At 70.4% G+C, this 15785-nt stretch carries 14 protein-coding genes; 9 read left to right on the forward strand and 5 right to left on the reverse strand.

What is annotated here, in order from left to right:
* Positions 1–503 precede the first annotated feature (503 nt).
* The 7 genes from PS271_RS30930 (at position 504) to PS271_RS30960 (ending at position 5271) form a co-directional block, all read left to right on the forward strand.
* On the forward strand, positions 504–914 hold the full coding sequence (locus PS271_RS30930; protein WP_398386487.1) for an ArsR/SmtB family transcription factor: 411 nt from the start codon (positions 504–506) through the stop codon (positions 912–914).
* Positions 907–1563: an SRPBCC family protein gene (locus PS271_RS30935; protein ID WP_398386489.1), complete on the forward strand. Its 657-nt coding sequence runs from the start codon at positions 907–909 to the stop codon at positions 1561–1563. Before PS271_RS30930 ends, PS271_RS30935 begins: the two co-directional genes overlap by 8 nt.
* Before the next feature lie 684 nt (positions 1564–2247).
* Positions 2248–2622, forward strand: coding sequence for a VOC family protein (locus PS271_RS30940; protein WP_398386490.1), 375 nt, complete (start codon positions 2248–2250; stop codon positions 2620–2622).
* 4 nt (positions 2623–2626) lie between these two features.
* Positions 2627–3130, forward strand: a complete 504-nt coding sequence (locus tag PS271_RS30945) for an SRPBCC family protein (RefSeq protein ID WP_398386491.1) — start codon at positions 2627–2629, stop codon at positions 3128–3130.
* A gap of 108 nt (positions 3131–3238) precedes the next feature.
* A complete protein-coding gene (locus PS271_RS30950; protein ID WP_398386492.1) occupies positions 3239–3421 on the forward strand; it encodes a hypothetical protein in 183 nt (60 codons plus the stop codon).
* 401 nt (positions 3422–3822) lie between these two features.
* On the forward strand, positions 3823–4146 hold the full coding sequence (locus PS271_RS30955) for a hypothetical protein (RefSeq protein ID WP_398386494.1): 324 nt from the start codon (positions 3823–3825) through the stop codon (positions 4144–4146).
* Between the two features lie 15 nt (positions 4147–4161).
* Positions 4162–5271, forward strand: coding sequence for a M14 family metallopeptidase (locus tag PS271_RS30960; protein WP_398386495.1), 1110 nt, complete (start codon positions 4162–4164; stop codon positions 5269–5271).
* 644 nt (positions 5272–5915) lie between these two features.
* On the opposite strand, the gene PS271_RS30965 is transcribed toward PS271_RS30960, so the two are convergent.
* Positions 5916–6941, reverse strand: a complete 1026-nt coding sequence (locus PS271_RS30965; protein ID WP_398386496.1) for a hypothetical protein — start codon at positions 6939–6941, stop codon at positions 5916–5918.
* 766 nt (positions 6942–7707) lie between these two features.
* A complete protein-coding gene (locus tag PS271_RS30970; RefSeq protein ID WP_390956334.1) occupies positions 7708–8478 on the reverse strand; it encodes a transposase family protein in 771 nt (256 codons plus the stop codon).
* Between the two features lie 115 nt (positions 8479–8593).
* Between PS271_RS30970 and PS271_RS30975 the strand changes: the two genes are divergently transcribed.
* A complete protein-coding gene (locus PS271_RS30975; RefSeq protein ID WP_398386498.1) occupies positions 8594–8926 on the forward strand; it encodes a hypothetical protein in 333 nt (110 codons plus the stop codon).
* 46 nt (positions 8927–8972) lie between these two features.
* On the opposite strand, the gene PS271_RS30980 is transcribed toward PS271_RS30975, so the two are convergent.
* The 3 genes from PS271_RS30980 to PS271_RS30990 form a co-directional block, all read right to left on the reverse strand.
* Positions 8973–10292, reverse strand: coding sequence for a lanthionine synthetase C family protein (locus PS271_RS30980; protein ID WP_398386500.1), 1320 nt, complete (start codon positions 10290–10292; stop codon positions 8973–8975).
* Complete coding sequence (locus tag PS271_RS30985; protein ID WP_398386502.1) at positions 10289–13456, reverse strand: lantibiotic dehydratase; 3168 nt, start codon at positions 13454–13456, stop codon at positions 10289–10291. The genes PS271_RS30980 and PS271_RS30985 overlap by 4 nt, the downstream gene beginning before the upstream one ends.
* A 134-nt stretch (positions 13457–13590) precedes the next feature.
* On the reverse strand, positions 13591–13719 hold the full coding sequence (locus tag PS271_RS30990; RefSeq protein WP_398386504.1) for a hypothetical protein: 129 nt from the start codon (positions 13717–13719) through the stop codon (positions 13591–13593).
* Between the two features lie 1469 nt (positions 13720–15188).
* On the opposite strand from PS271_RS30990, the gene PS271_RS30995 reads away from it, so the two are divergent.
* The gene (locus PS271_RS30995; protein ID WP_398386505.1) at positions 15189–15746 is read left to right on the forward strand and encodes a DUF6192 family protein; all 558 of its coding nucleotides are present in this window, start codon (positions 15189–15191) and stop codon (positions 15744–15746) included.
* Positions 15747–15785 lie beyond the last annotated feature (39 nt).

The following is a 15785-nucleotide window of genomic DNA, read 5'->3' on the forward strand; positions in this document are numbered from 1 at the left end:
GGTGGCCCGGACGGTGAAGCCCTCACGGGCGAAGTGCAGGGCGTCGCGCCCGTTCCCAGCGCCCAGCTCCAGTACGTCGTCGGCTCCGGCCGCATGAAAGACCCGTGCGGTGTGGACGGCGGGTACGGAGGGTTCCTCTCCGTACGTGCGGGTGGGGGGAGAGAGTGCAGCGTTCTGCCAGTGCTGCCGCTGTGCCTCTGCGGCGCCTCGGCAGCGGCACTGCCGCTGACCTGCGAAAATGAACTGATGGTGGTACAGCGATCACGCGATTGACCGGGCCCGGGACGGCGTCAAGGATCGCCTTGCCACGCGCGCGGCGACGGGTGCCCCTTCGCACGGGCGGGTGGATCAGGGTGCTGGAGGAGGGCCTTCGGGGGAGTATCGGGACGGGGCAGGAGGTGGTGAGAAGCCGGAACAGCAGCCCCTCCGCCCTCCTCGCGCCGGCCGGCGACCCCTTGAATAAGAGTTGCCTTATATAAGGGATAGCTTGCATAATATGAGTCATGCATGCATTCGATGTGCTGGGGGATCCGGTCCGGCGTCGCATCCTGGAACTACTGGTCGAAGGCGAGCGGACCTCCGGGGCGGTGACCGCTGCGGTCCGGGAAGAGTTCGCGATCTCCCAGCCGGCCGTCTCCCAGCATCTGCGGGTCCTGCGTGAGAGTGGGTTCACGACGGTACGCGCTGAGGGCGCGCGCCGGCTCTACACGATTGACGCAGCGCCGCTGCGCGAGGTGGACGTCTGGCTTGAGCGCTTCCGCGGTTTCTGGGAACAACGCCTCGACGCGCTCGGCTCCGAACTCGCCAGGGGCAAGCGGGCCCGGCGGCTGCATGACGGCACACAAGGGGGCGGCGATCGCAGTGCGGAGGATCGTACTGCCGGAAAAGAGAAAGAGGAGACCCCAGGTGGCTGATGTCATTGACCTGATCAACGCCATGCACCGCCAGGTGCGGGACACCGAGACCCCCAAGGGCACAGGCCGCAGCATCATCATGCGGCGCACCTACGACGCCGCCGTCCACGATGTCTGGGAGGCATGCACCGACCCGGAGCGCCTCGGACGCTGGTTCCTGCCCGTCACGGGCGAACTCAAGCCCGGCGGCCGGTACCAGTTGGAGGGGAACGCGGGCGGCGAGGTGCTGTGCTGCGAGCCGCCCCGGCTGCTGCGGGTCAGCTGGATCTTGGGAGAGCCCAAGGAGGGTGACCTCAGCGAGGTCGAGGTGCGCCTGATGCCCGAGGGAGAGGAGCGCACTATCTTCGAACTGGAGCACACAGCCATCGTCGACCCTGCGTTCTGGGACACCTACGGGCCCGGCGCCACCGGTGTCGGCTGGGACCTGGGCCTCGTCGGTCTCTCGAAGTACCTCACCGAGGGCAAAGCGTTCGACCGCGAGGCGACGCAGGCATGGAGTGAGTCCGAGGAGGCACGCTTGTTCCTGGCCGCCAGCAGCGAGGCCTGGGGAAAGGCGAACGCGGACTATGGCACGCCCGCCGGAACGGTCGCGGCGATGACATCCGCCACCACGGCCTTCTACGTGCCGCAGCCGTCCTCCGAATCCTGAGGCAAGGTGGGCGACCGGACGGCCCGCGGCCGGCTGGTCCCTCGCGCACGTCACGGATCGCTCTGCTCCATGTGGGCGTCGCTTAAAAACGGACCGGGACGACGCAGGCTGTCTGCGTCGTCCCGGAAAGCGCGCGTTGCAAGCTGAGCGTGCGGTCGGAAGCGGGCGGAAGCGGGCGGCACGGTGCCACCGGTGAACCGAGCCGGACTCCCGATGCCGACAGGGCGCTGACCGCCCTGTGGGCGCCGGCGCTCGAGCCTGCCCCGGGTCGGGTACCTGCCTCGCGCTGCGGGCCTGGTCCGGAGGTGTTCAGGAGAGCCGGTCGGTGTAGCGAGTGGGGAGTGAGGTGGGCGTTCTTGCCGTTGAGGGCTTCACCGCCGGCGGCAGCGAACATGCCGGTGGCGGGGTCGGTGACGACCGTAGCCGAGCTCGGGTGCCTGGCCATGGCACGGCCGGGCCACGAACACGTGGGTGGTCACGGAGACGGCGAACGCCTCGCGTGTCGCGGCGATCCACCGAAACGCGGCACCGACTCGCGACACGCGTCCAGCCACTGGCGATGTGGGGCGACAGGTGGGACCTTACGCGGCCGCCGCATCCGGAACACTGCCCGGTGGCGCCGCCCCGTCCCGCTCCTTACGGTGAGGGCCGAAGGCTTCCCGGTCCGGCAGCGAGGGCGGAGACATGATCAGTGGCGCGCACGTCGTCGTGTTCAGCCAGGATGCCGAGGCCGACCGGGCCTTCCTCCGGGACGTGCTCGGCTTCCTGTGCGTCGACGCCGGCCGCGGGTGGCTGATCTTCGAGCTGCCGCCCGCCGAGGCCGCGGTACACCCGTCCGATGCATCCGGTGGCCACGAACTGTTCCTGATGTGTGACGACATCCGGCGGACCGTGGAAGAGCTGTCCGCGCGAGGTGTGGACTTCACCCAGCCGGTCAGCGACGAAGGGTGGGGGCTGCTCACCACCCTCCGTCTCCCGGGTGGGGGCGAGCTGCGTCTGTACGAGCCGCGACACCCGCTCGCGCGCGGCCTCCGCCGAGGACGACCGGCGGCTGGGTAGGGGCGTGGCCTTCTTCCGGATCGTACGAGAGGTCCCGCTGCCGGCCGCGACCGTCTGGGAACGACTCACACACTGGGAGGGGCACGCCGCCCTCGTGCCGTTCACCGCCCTCGAGGTGATCACTCCGCCACCCACCCGTTCGGGAACGCGGTTCGTCGCCCGCACCCGTCTCGGCCCCGCCGCCTTCGACGACCCCATGGAGGTCGTGCGATGGGAGCCGCCCCGGTCCCATGCAGTTCCCGGCTACTGCCGGGTGGAGAAGCGAGGGCGTGTGGTGCAGGGCTGGGCCGAGATCGCAGTGCAGCCAGTTACCGGAGAGACAGGTGCACGATGGTGCCGCGTCGTGTGGTCCGCCGATGTGCGCTTGCGCGGAGTGCCTCGATTTTTCGACGGTCTTACGGGAAAGGCTGCACGCCTCATGTACGGGCGGATCATTGATGGCCTGCTGCTGGGAACGGGCCGGGGAGGTGGCCGCGGCAACCATGACCGCACGCGACAAGGGGTCTGAGCCTATCCATCGCCTCTACTTCGCGAGTGGACCTTGGTTTCGACTCGTCCATACAGTGAGGGAAGTGGAAAGGCATCGAGAAGTTCAGGGAGAGCGTGCACGCCCTGAGTGGGAGAACTGACCGGCCGTCTGGCCGACCTGGCAGCCGAACACGCGGTGCCGGGCGGACAAGTGGCGGTTCTCGCCGACCGTGAGATCGCCGACACGGTGGCCGGTGTGCTCAGCGCGAGTGGCCAGGTGGTGACCACGGCCGACTCGGTGTTCCAGATCGGTCGGATCCCCCCGGCATGAACCGCGACGTCGGTGCTCCAGCTCGTGGAGACAGGCTTGTGGAGCTCGACGCTCCGTGGAACGCCCACGACGGCCGGTGCGCCGGTACTTGCCCGGCTGCCGCGTGAGAATGGTGGCCGCCGCCGCGATCACCGTCCAGCAGTTGCTGAGCCACACCTCGGACATTGAAGGGGAGCTGTTCCTGGGCACCAGCTTCTGCGGGCAATGATCGGATCGGCCGCTCTCAGGCCGTGAGGAAGACGACCTGCAGTAACAACTGTTCCGTTGTTCCGCGCGCCCGGACCCCGTGGCGCGCAACTCCGTCTTGTTGCGGGCGATAACGGAATTTCGCTCCGTTTGACACCACACCCGCCACAGGGTGCACGGTGAGAGCAGAGACCAACAGCGAGGGATGTGAGGCCATGCCCTCCGACGACAGTCACCATGACAAGATCCTGCGCGTCCGCGTGACCGCGAAGGACGCGGACACGCTCCGTGCTCTCCTGCGCGACGAGCGCCCCGACGTCGGCGGCCGTCCCCGCACGCAGGCGGACGGCAGCGTCGGCATCGACGCCTACGTGTCCGCGCGGAAGGCCGAGGCGCTGGAGCACCCGGGAGTGACCGTGACGGTGGTGGGTGACGCCACCGCCACCGGCAAGGCCCGTCAGGCCGAGGTCGGGGAGGGCGACCGGTTCGCCGATCCCTCGGCCGTGCCGCGCGGGCTGGGCGACAAGGCCGAGGACTGATCCGATGAGGTTCCCATGCCGACTGATGCGAAGTACTTCAACACCACCGAGGTCGACTCGGCCGTGGTCCGCCTGGCAGGCGCGTACCCGGAGCTGAGCCGGCTCATCACCCTTCCCGAGCCGTCGGTCGAGGGCGTGACGTGTCACGCCCTCGAAGTCGGTTCCACCCCTGACGGGGCCCGGGACTGTGTCGTTCTGACAGGCGGGGTGCACGCCCGTGAATGGGGCAGCTGTGAAGTCCTCGTTCACCTGGCGGCCGACCTCCTGGAGGCGTACGAGCGCGGCACCGGGCTCGCCTACGGCGGCACGCGGTTCGACGCGGCGCAGGTCCGGGGCCTGCTGGACGGGCTGTCCGTCGTCGTCTTCCCGCTCGTCAACCCCGACGGCCGCCACTACAGCCAGACCGCCGATCCGATGTGGCGGAAGAACCGTAACCCGGCCCACGCGAGCGGCGGTCCGGCCTGCGTCGGCGTCGACATCAACCGCAACTTCGACTTCCTCTTCGACTTCGCCACCGCCTTCGCCCCGGGCGCCGGTCCCCGGGTCACCGATGATCCGTGCGACTTCCAGACGTACCAGGGGCCGCACGCGTTCTCCGAACCCGAGACGCGCAACGTCCGCTGGCTGCTGGACACTTATCCGGGCGCGCGGTGGTTCGTCGACGTGCACAGCTACTCCGAGGACATGCTCTACATCTGGGGCGACGACGAGAACCAGTCGGCCCACCCCGACCAGAACTTCCGGAACACTCACTTCGACGGCAAGCGCGGCCTGCCCCACGACACTGTGTACGCGGAGTACATCCCGCGGGCCGACGAGGACACCGCTCTCTCCCTGGCCCAGGAGTTCTGCGCGGGGCTGCACGGCGTCCGCGGGGCCACGTACAAGCCGATGTCCGGCTTCCACCTGTACCCGACCTGCGGGACCAGCGACGACTACGCCTACTCCCGGCACATCGTCGACGACAGCAAGGGCAAGATCCTCGCCTTCACCATCGAGTGGGGCAAGGAGGACCCGGCCTCGGACGCCGCGAGCTTCCACCCGCCGTGGGCGGAGATGAAACGGATCATCAAGGACGTCGATGCGGGGCTGGTCCAGTTCTGCCTGGGCGCGCTGAAGACCTGAACCGGCAAGAGAGCCAGGGTCCAAGAAAGTGCTGTCCGGACGTCGGTACGCGACGCCTTCACCGGGCTGATCGAAGCTGACCGGGAACGCAATGTCGGCGACCACTGTCGTCGACCTCGGCAGCGCGGACGACATGGCCCGGTACGGTGCCCCGGCGATGACGGGTCCAGTCGACGCGCAGCAGACAAGGACACCGTCGACGCCGTCTGCCACGCAGCCGTCTCCGACTACCTGATGCTCCTGGAGAGCCGTGACGTCATCCCGCACCAGCAGCTGAAGAGCCGTGTCACTCACGAGGCCTCGCTCGTACCCAGCAACTGCCGTACGCCTGCGAGACCACGTACGAGGCGGGCGGGCAGCAGGCGGGCCGGTGCACCAGCCCAGGTCACGTCATGACCACCGTTGTTCTTGGGGAGGACGCACACCTCGGCTTCGAAGGTGCTGTGAGCCGTGGCCGTGCCGGGGACAGCAGGCCCCGGCCGCCCTCCATGAGGGAGAGCGGCCGGGGCTGTTTTGAGTCCGGGGGCGACTCTGCTGCGCTGAGCAATTCCCGTTGGTCATGTGGCGATCGCCTCGTGAGGCTGTGCCACCCCGGGAGCGCTCAGTCATTCACACGGGTTTGAGCAGCCGTACTCGCACACGTGTCATGCCGCGGGCTTCTGCAGCCAGTCTGCTTCGGTGGTCCAGAACATGTGGCGCGCACCGAGGTAGTCGTGGGCGAAGTCTGTGAACCGTTCGCGGGTGTACGGCTTACCTGTCTTGGGGTCCTTGGCGTTGATGTCGGGTTCCTGGACGGCCATCGCGACGAGGGGGAGGTCATCTTTGTGTTCGTGGAGGAACTTGTAGGAGTTCTCCATCTGGTACTTCCGGTCAGGCAGGGTGTCCGGTCCTCCGATGCCGATCTTCTTGTCCCTGGCCAGGTCGAACATCTCCTTCATGCGCTTGTGGTCGTCGTCATCCGGAAGGAAGTTGATGTACTGGATGAACTGTGTCTTGGTGAAGACCTTCTTGCCGTAGCGCATGTTGTCGATCTCGGCATCGATGTAGGACTTCGAGGTGTACTTGGTCTGATCCGTCTTGGTTTCCACCTCGACCGCGGTTTCCGGAAGGTTTACCCCGGCGAGTTTTCCGTCGAATTTCCCCGCCATCGCCTTGAGCATGGCCTGGAAGTCCGCCCGCACATCCTTGTTCCACTGCGCGACCATAGCCCCGCGGGTGGTGGGGTTGTCAGGGTTCTCGTCGATCGTTGGCGCGACTCCGCCCTCGTCCTTCACATACTGGGGAACGTTGGCGTCCTTCATGGCTACGTCGAAGAACCGGTCCTGGACCTGGACGAACAGTTCCTTGTGGCGTTCCTGGAGATACGTCAGGGCATTGTCCAGCCGTGACCACTTGTACTCCCCCTTCTTCCCCTCGAGGGCCTTCCAGGGCACCACCACCTGCACGCCGCCGATGTCCGAGCGGTCAATCATGGCCTTGACCTTCGGGTTCTCGCCGGACGTGGCATCCTCGAAGTCGCCGAGCGACATGTACAGATTGTCCGTCACCTTGCCGTGGGACACGGCGGCGGGCTTGGCGGGGGCGGGAGCCGCGGCGCCGACCCCGGCGCCGGCCGTCAGGGCGACGGCCGTGAGGACAACAGATCCGACTGCACCACGTTGCGTCATCATGGACGAGACGCTAGGGGATCATTATTAGTGAAAGTTAAGAGCGTCCATCACGGGGGGGGGGCAGGTGGCGCCTTCGGCTTCAGGCTGGGCCGGTCGGGGAGCGGCTTCGCCTTCATGCGGTGAGGTGGTAGCTGAGGCGGGTGGGGCGTCTGAACCGTGAGGCTCGCGGGGCCCGGGTGGAGACCCGCCCTCTCGATCAGTCCCAGGTGTGCCGCGGCTGTCGCGGCGGATGGCGGAGTACCGGTCGATGAACGTGCGTCGCTGGGACGGGATCGTCGGTGGACCCGGGGGCGGGGGGCCAGTATGAGTACTGCACCAACGCCTGCTTCGCCTTCTGAAAGAGCAGCAGTTTGTTTGGGCGTGATCCCGTCAGCGCCCAAACGCAGCTCAATTACTTGGCGAACCCCATAGAGGCACCCCTCGGCCCCTTCAGCGCCAGGGCCGGGTCGATGAATCGTCGTTCCCGCCCTCAGCTACAGATGCCGACCCAGCAGCTCGGCAAGGACGGCAACCGCACACCTGGGCGTTTCCCTGGAAGGGTGGGCCCGGCCCCGGTACATGTCGTAGATCAAGGCCGGATACTTGCCGCACCCACAGGGATTGTTCCGTGGGGGAGTTGAAGCAGTACTTGTACGTTGCTGCTGCCTGATTTTCTTCCGAGTGGCAGGTGATCAGGGTGGCGTCGAGGCCCAGGGGCAAGCTGGCTAAAGCGTGTTCCGCAACCCGGTGAGCGGGCAGGCTGGCGCCGGTGGTCGACCGTGGCTGGTCATGCGGCGAAGGCGAGGTTGTGCATGTGGGCCACAGCCTGGACTGCGTGATGAAGTTTGTCGCCGCGTTGCCGGCAGTCACGGAGGATCTTGTAGTTCTTCATGCGGCCGATGACGTGTTCCACCCGGGCACGGACCTTGCGGTGGGCCGCGTTGTCCTCTTCCTCGCCCTTCAGCAAGGGCCTGCCGGGGCGTTTGCGGTGGGGGACGATCAGGCCCGTGCTGATGTAGGCGCCGTCTCCGAGCACGGTCACACCCTCGCATGATGCCGCCAGCCCGGAGGCCCGCCACGCGCGGGCATCGGCCGTGGTGCCGGGCACCGGCCGGCCGGTGGCCACCACCAGGCGGGTATCCGCGTCCACGATGACCTGCACGTTCGCCGAGAACCGGTAGTTGCGGCTGGACGCGGCCACACGGCGGTCCCGCACCGGGATCAACGTCCCGTCCACGATCCACAACCGCTCGACCGCACTCTCAGCGGGCCGGACGGGCTCCAGCGCGAGCAACGGGCCCAGCCGCTGGATCACCCGGCACACGCCCGCCGTCGAGACACCGAACAACACGGCGACCTGCCGCATGGTGAGGTTCGTGCGGTAGTACACGGCCACCAGCAGCACCCGCTCGGACAGCGGCAGAGCCCACGGCCGACCCACCCGCGGCCCGTCACCACCTCGCTCGCGCACCACCCGCAACAGCCGCTCGAACTGCCCGGCCCGCAGCCCGGTGAACGTCTCCACCCACACCCGCTCGGCCCGCAAAACCCCAGCCATACCGGACAGATGCCCGCTCACCGGGTTGCGGAACACGCTTTAGGCCACAGTCGCTTGCGCGCGATGGCGGCTGCCGTGGCCGGTGCCGTCAGTCCGCAACTCGACGACTTCCCAAGTGACGACGCCATCCCTCGGTTTTGACGAAGCTCACCTTGAGCTGGACCGCGCGGCCTCCAATAAACCCTCAGATCAGGGCACCGAACAACATCAGCAGAACATTGCCCCGTTCCCGCACCAGCCGCATCCCCTCCACCCGTGGCATGCCTGCAGGCTGACACAGGCGCAGGTCTCCGACCCCACCAGCACCGGCACCCCGGAACAGTCCGCCACCCCTCATGAAGTAGCGCTCGCGGTGGTCGCCGCCGTATTCGGGCGCGTCCCGGTATCCGTCGCCGTACAGGCATCGCGCGTGATCGGTAAGGGCGCGTGCCTGGTCACGAACGTATGACCCGGTGTCCCGGTGTCCCGGTGGGCCCGACCGGGGCGCCCAGGGCTCACGCGATCAGCAGGGCACGATCCCAGCCCGTCGCCGGTGCCGTGTCCGTCGCGAAGGTGCGCAGGGCCAGGGCCGTGCCGGCCGCGCCGGTCAGAAAGCCGGCGCGGTCGGCAGTCCGTCCGCGCGCCGTGGGCTGGTGCCGCAGCCCGAACGGCTCGTCGGGCGCGGCCTGTCCGGTGACGCGCCGGGCGAGCCAGGGCAGGAGTTCGCGCAGGCGGGGATCCCCGGTGTCGTGGGCCATGCGCCAGGCGATCTGCAGGACGCCGCCCCAGCCGTGGCACAGCCCCGGATCCGCCAGCTCCTCGCGGTCCTCCCGCTGTGCCCGAGCGAGCTCCGAATGGAAGCCGGCCAGGGCCGTGCTCCGCCACTCCGGTACGTCCAGGGCCCGGCCGGCGAGGTACAGCGCCCGGCAGACGCCCACCGCTCCGTAGCACCAGGCCGGGCGGTCCAGGGCGTCGTCGGTGGCCGCGACGGTGCCGCCCGCCGGGTGCAGGACGAGCGCCCTGGGCCAGCGGGTGCCCCGCTCGTCGTGGATACGGATGTCCGCCAGCCAGTCAGCGAGCGTACGCATGGCCGCTTCCTGGCCGGGGACCACGACACCCTGCTCCCGGGCCAGGGCGAACAGGGCGAGCGGCCCCGGTGCCCCGTGCGCCAGCCCGGCGTTGGCGTGCCCGGCCTCGGGTGTGGTGGGCGGATAGCCGGGTCCGGGGCTCTGGGCGGTCCACCAGCCCGGCAGTGTGCGGCCGCTCTTGAGGTGTACGGGCACGGTCAGCGCCACCAGGGCCGTGAGCACGTCGGCCAGCGCGTCCCGCCCCGGGGCGTCGTCGAGCAACTGGGCGCCGAGACCGGTGAGCCCGGACACGACGTCGTAGGCGGCCATGGTCACGCACTCACCGTCCCGGGGCCGGCGCCGCAGTTCCCGGGCGGCCGTGTCGCGGGCGTAGCGGCGGAGCTGGGCGCCGAGCTGTTCGGCAGCCCGTAGGGGACGGCCGTGGGCCGCCGCCGCGCGCGACAGGACGAAGGAGAGCGAGGGCATGCCGTAGTAGAGGCTGGGCCTGGGAGCGGCGGAGGGCGGCGTCGCGGCGCGCGCCGTCGCCTCGGCCAGCCAGCCGTGAGCGGTGCGCAGCGCCTCGTCGTCGGTGTCGTCGGCGTGCCCGCGTTCGAGGTGCAGCAGGGCGATGCCGGGCAGGCCCTCGCTGAGGGTCAGGTCCTGCCAGGCGGGCCGGGAGGCGGGGTGGTGCGCCGCGACCCGCCCTGGGTCGGCGAGCCGCTCCGCGATGCCGGAGGCCAGGGCCGCCGCAGCGGCGCGGGCCGTCACGCCCCCGCCTTTACCCGGCCGAGGTGCGCCCGCAGGGCGGCGCGGGCCAGGGCCAGTGACTGCCGTTCGGCGGTGCGGTCGATGCCCGCGAGCCTGTTGTGGTGCATGTGCAGCAGGGAGGCCAGGGCGCGCTCCTCCCCGCCCCACCGCTCCGCCGGGGGCAGGGCGCGTAGCCGCCGCCCGTACGCGGCCACGGCGGTGGCGCGGCGGTCCCAGATCCGCAGCAGTTCGGCTCCGCCGGGGTGGCGGGCCAGGGCCTGCCAGCGGCCGTCGGCGTCGAGGAGGCGGCGGGCGGGCTCCCGCAGGGCGGTGGGCGCGTCGTCGTGGCCACGCGCGGCGTCGTCGCCCAGGAGGCGGAGCGCGCCGTCGGGCCGGCCGAGGAACCGGTGGTGGAGGTCGATATAGTTCGCGGCCGCCAGGAGCCGGGCGTCAAGGGAGAGGGTGCCCGCGCGCACCAGGGCGAGCTGCTCCAGGCAGGCCCTGCTGTCGGCGTCGAAGGCCGCTTCGGCCGCTGCCATGGCCGACGGGCCGCCGTAGCGCTCGAGCTCGGGGTCGTACGTGTCCAGGGCCAGGCGCCCGCACAGCCCGTGGTCCGCGAGGCGCGCCGCCCACTGCCCCAGGCGCGGCAGCAGCCGCCCGCCGAGGTCGGCGGGCTCTCCGTGGAAACGCAGGCGCAGATGGGGATCGGGGTCGGCGTAGCGCAGGTAGAACCAGCGGGTCCCGGAGCCGTCCAGCAGCCCGGGCAGATGGGCGGTCAGGATTTCGTCGTGGCGCTCCGGAGAGCAGAAGAGCTTGGCATACAGCCAGCGGGAGCCGGGGTGGTGGGCGGTGGCGGCGGCCCGGGGGCGCGGCGGGGCCGCGAGCTGCTCCCGGGCCGTATCGGGAGCGGCCGTGCGGACCATGGGGAAGGCGATCTCGGTGCGGTGCCCGGCGGACCAGCCGCTGCCGTACTCCTCGCCCTCCGGCGCCTCCCGCAGGTGCGCCGTGGGCCGGCGCCGCCACTCATGCCGGAGCAGTTCCACGTGCGCGCCGGAGGTCAGGTCGAGGGTGAGGCACTGGTCGCCGTGGACCGCCGTGACCCGGTCGGGCACACCGGCGCGCTCGCGCCAGGCGGTGAACAGCCGCCGCCACTCGGCCGGGCCGGTGGCCGGATCGCCGGCGGCCGCGGGCAGCTCCGGACCCGCCGGGTACCAGCGGGCCGGGGCCAGAACGGAGCGGCCGGAGCGCACGCGAGGCAGATACGGCAGGGCGGCCGCCGCGCCCCAGTCCCAGGCGGGCAGCGCCGACTCCCCGGAGCGGGGCAGCTCGGCCAGGAAGCGAGCCGTCCCGGGGGCGTTGCCGCGCAGGCTGAGCATGCTCGGCATGGTGGGGACGACCTCCACGACCTCTGCGCCCTCCACGGCCAGCGCGGCCGAGACCAGGGCGAGCCGGTCCGTCGTCGCCACCACGGCCAGGTCATCCAGGCCCAGGGCGTAGCGCGACGCCCGGTCGGTGAAGGCCGCCACCGTGATGACGTGGTCCGTCCAGGGGGGGACACGGCCCACATTCGCGGCACGGCCGCCGAGCGTGCGGAAGGCCAGCTGGGCGCGGACGACCCGCGGGTCGCGCGTCGGGACGGAGCGCAACACCTCCCCGAAGCGCCGGGCCTCCTCGCCCAGGGCAGGCGCGAAACGCCCGGCGACGGCGCCCGCGACGGCCGAGACGGCGCCGACCAACAGCCGGAACCGGCCCTCAGCCATAGCCTCCAGGGACGCCGCGCGAACCTCGGCCACCAGGTCGAAGGACGGCAGGGGCGCGAACCGCGTCCCCTCGGCCGTGCCCCGGTCGTCCCGCGACGGGCGGCCGGCTCCGGTCAGGCGAGCCACGCGCGCGTCGTCCAGGACGAGCTCGCGCTCCCCGGCCGCGGCCGCCTCCTGCGCCCAGGCAAGCAGCAGCCGGTCACGGTCGTCGAGGCCCTCCGCGCCGGGCAGGGACCGGGACGCCGCCGGTGCGTGGTACTCCTCGGGGACCCCCAGACCTCGCTCGGCGTCCAGCAGTTCGGTCAGGGGGACAGCGCGCCCCGTTCCGTAGCGCTCCAGGAACCGGGCGTGGTACGCACGCAGATGCCGTGGCCCGGGCCGCGCGGCGGCCAGGGTCGCCAGCACACCGGCGGTGCGTTCCGCCTCGGCCCGTACGGCCTCGGGCAGCCGGGCCGTGACGTCCAGCCGGAGATCGGCCTGCACCAGCCGCTCGGCCGGGTGCGCCCGGCGCATGCGCGCCTCGGCCACGGCAAGGGCGGCCCGGCCCCGGCCCGGGGCCCGTGTCGCGTAATCGGCCAGATCCCGCTCGGCAAGCTCCAGGTTCCGCAGGACGTCCCGGCTCCCTACGGAGAGGCCCTCCCCGGCACGCGCCGCCAGGCGAAGGACATGGGCCAGCGGGTCGCTGTCGTCCATGGGTGGATGCAGCTCCGTGAGCAGCACCCCGCGCCGGACCAGTTCGGTGAGCATCGCCCGGACGGTGTCCCCGGCCACGGCCGGGAAGTCCTCCGTCATCCGCCGGACGAGCTCGGACCAGGGCACCGGGGTACGGGCGAGCTCCAGCGCACGACGCACGGCCGCCGTGCGGCGCACGGCGATCTCCCGAACCGCAGGCCGCCGGAGGGGGACGTCCTCCGGTACGGGGACGAAGCCCAGCACCAGCCGATCGCCGCGCACCGTGCACAGGTCGTTGGCCGTCACCCGCAGAGCCGCCAGGATGCCCGGGTCCTCCTCCAGGCGGCTGACGACAGCGGTGAGCCAGCCCATATCGGCCCGTACGGCCTTGGTGTGCCGCTCGCCCCACCGGAATTCCGGATGCCGCGCGAAGCCCGCGGTCGCCACGCCGGCCATGAGGCCGAAGGGGGTGGCCCGCTCGCTCATTCGCAGCGCGTAGCGCGCCAGGGCCCGCTCGGCGCGGCGCTCCTCCTTGGCCGTCAGGGGTGCGCCGGCCGCCGCCCTGTCCAGCACGGCGGACAGCGACGGGCTGGCGAGAGCGACGGCTTCGCGCAGCAGCCCGACCGCGGCGGCCTGCCGCGGGGACGGCGCCCCCGCCGGGTCCGGGGCCGTGTCCACCGGCCGTATCGCCGCTCTCAGGAGCACCACGTCGGCGCAGGCGTAGCCGCCGTTCGTCTCATTCGCCGACCTCATCACCGACACCTTTTCTCCGCCCCGTTGGTCACCACTTACGTGCATGCGTACGTACGTACGTGTGTGTGCGTGTGCGTGCGTGCGTGTCGTACGGGCGGGGGAGGGCCCCGCCCGTACGACGTCCACCGGGAAGGTCAGCAGAGGCAACCCGTGCCCGTGTGGCACTCGTTGCTGGTGACCAGGGCCGCCCCGGCCTCGCCGGGCACGCCCTCAAGGGCCGGCGCCGCGATCTCTTCCACGTCCAGGTCGAACAGGTCGTCCATGGCGATTTCCTCTCTCTCATTCCTTTGCACCGCGCCCTGGTGGGGCGGTGGGAGACCACGTTGGACGGGGCCGTTCAACAAACGGTCAACGAATGCCCAAGGGCGGCGGGGTGGTGCTGGTGAGTACACGGAGTTGACGTGGTCCATGGAGCCGTACGTGTCCGCCGCGTACGCGCAGGAGGCGGTGATGTTGTCGACGGCCCGGTAATGGTGCAGTCGGATATGCGAACTCTTCGAATGGTTCGGACAGCGAACTTCTCCCCTTGGCGAAGTGGATGCCCCCAGCCGTCAGGACGAGCTTGACCACGGCCCACCCGGGCGCCTCAAGGCCGGTCTTGTAGCTGTCCCCGGCACCGGAGCGCATCCGCCTCCCGCGCCGGCCCGGGCGGCGGGCGCGTGGTCGTCTCCCCGGTGGCGTGCCAAGGCCTGCGGGAGACCCTTGGCTTTATGGGCAGGGTCAGGGGTCTCGCTCAGTGAGGAGGGTGCCGCGGACATCTTGCGGCTCGTCGAGGCGGAGCTGGCGCGTTCCCGGACCGGGGCAGGTGCGGCTCCTCATGCGTTGCGTGGGGGTAATCCGGCGAACTGCAAGGTCCGTGACGGGAGCTTGCGCGAGGTGCTCCCCTTCGAGCTGCCCTTGGTTCCGGGTCGAGGTGTCCGGCATGGTTCAGTGCGCTCTGCCCCGTGGGCGGGTGCGGTGGTGGAAGGTGAGCAGGGCCAGGGGTACGGCGTCGGCGAACCGCAGGAGTGCGATGGTGAGGTGGGCGGGGGTGTGGGCGGTGGAGAAGCCTGCGACGGTGGCGGCCTGGGCGGCACCGTAGGAGGGCAGGGAGCCGCAGGGGGTTGGGCAGGAGTGCGTCGATGACGCTGATCATCACCAGGGCGAACATGCCCTCGACTTCGCGGTGCAGGACGGATCCCAGGATGACGCCGAACGCGCCGCAGGTCATGGCTGCGCAGAACAGAGCGGCTGGGAGCTGGAGGGGCTGCTCGGGTGTCCAGGCGAGGCCGATGACAGCAGTGGCGTAGACGGCGATGACGGCGGAGGCGAGTGCGAGGGAGGCGGCCTTGGCGGCGAGGAGGTGTGCCCGGGGGTAGCCGACCATGGCCGGTCGGCGATCGAAGCGGTGCCCGCTGAAGGTGTCGGCGAACAGCCCGGACGCCTGATGCTTCCCTGCGGCAGTGCCGGACCTGCTGTGAAACCTCCCGGAGCGGTTGTGCCTGCCTTGAGAAGCCGTCCCGCATCTACGGTGAGTTACGAGAGCTGATGTGGTGCCAGCTTCGGTCGTCCGGTAGTCGGGGGCTGTCTTCTGTCGCTACCGAATAGGCGGATCATGTGACTCATTGGGTGTCTTTCGCTCTTTGCTGGTGATCTGTGCTGGGTCGGCGGACCGTGCTGGTAATGGCGGGACGGTGTCCATGTCGCTGGCGTTGGGCCGCGCCCTCGTCCTGCTGGTGGGTGGTGATCCACTGTGGTCGCTATCGGGAACGTCGCCGCAAGCCGCTACCACGAGCTGGTGGCCTCCTCGCTCCGTGAAGTCGAAGTTCACTCCCGCGCCCAGTGGGCACTCGGGGATGCGGCGCTGGAGATAGAGCCGATGCGTGAGTGGGGCGGCCACCAGCGGGTCCCCGAGGACGGGCAGAGCGTGGAGGAAGCGCTGACGTTCTTCGCCGAAGACGTGGGCTTATCGGTATCGACGGTGCGGACGTACCGGTGGGTGGCGGCGAAGTGGCCGGCCGAACGCCGGGTGGCCGGGGTGTCGTGGGAAGTCCATAAGATCCTTGCCTCGGCCGAGGACCCCTTCGAGGTGATCGCGCATCCGCCGTTGAACGAGCGGACGGGACGGCGGTCGTGGGATGGGGAGGCCGCGAAGCGGGTGGTGGGCTGGAAGACGTCCACGCCGGTCACGGTGGAGGAGAAGGTCGACGCCGTCGCTGAGCTGGTGCGGGACGAGACGGTGGCCTGCCGGGTGGCGGTCGATCTCCTCAAGCGCCGGGAGGTGGCGTTCGTGGCCATGCGTGCCTGTTGACCGGACTACCAGGCGACACGCCGGGGCCTGGAACGAGTT

Source organism: Streptomyces sp. SCA2-17 (genome assembly GCF_044336695.1).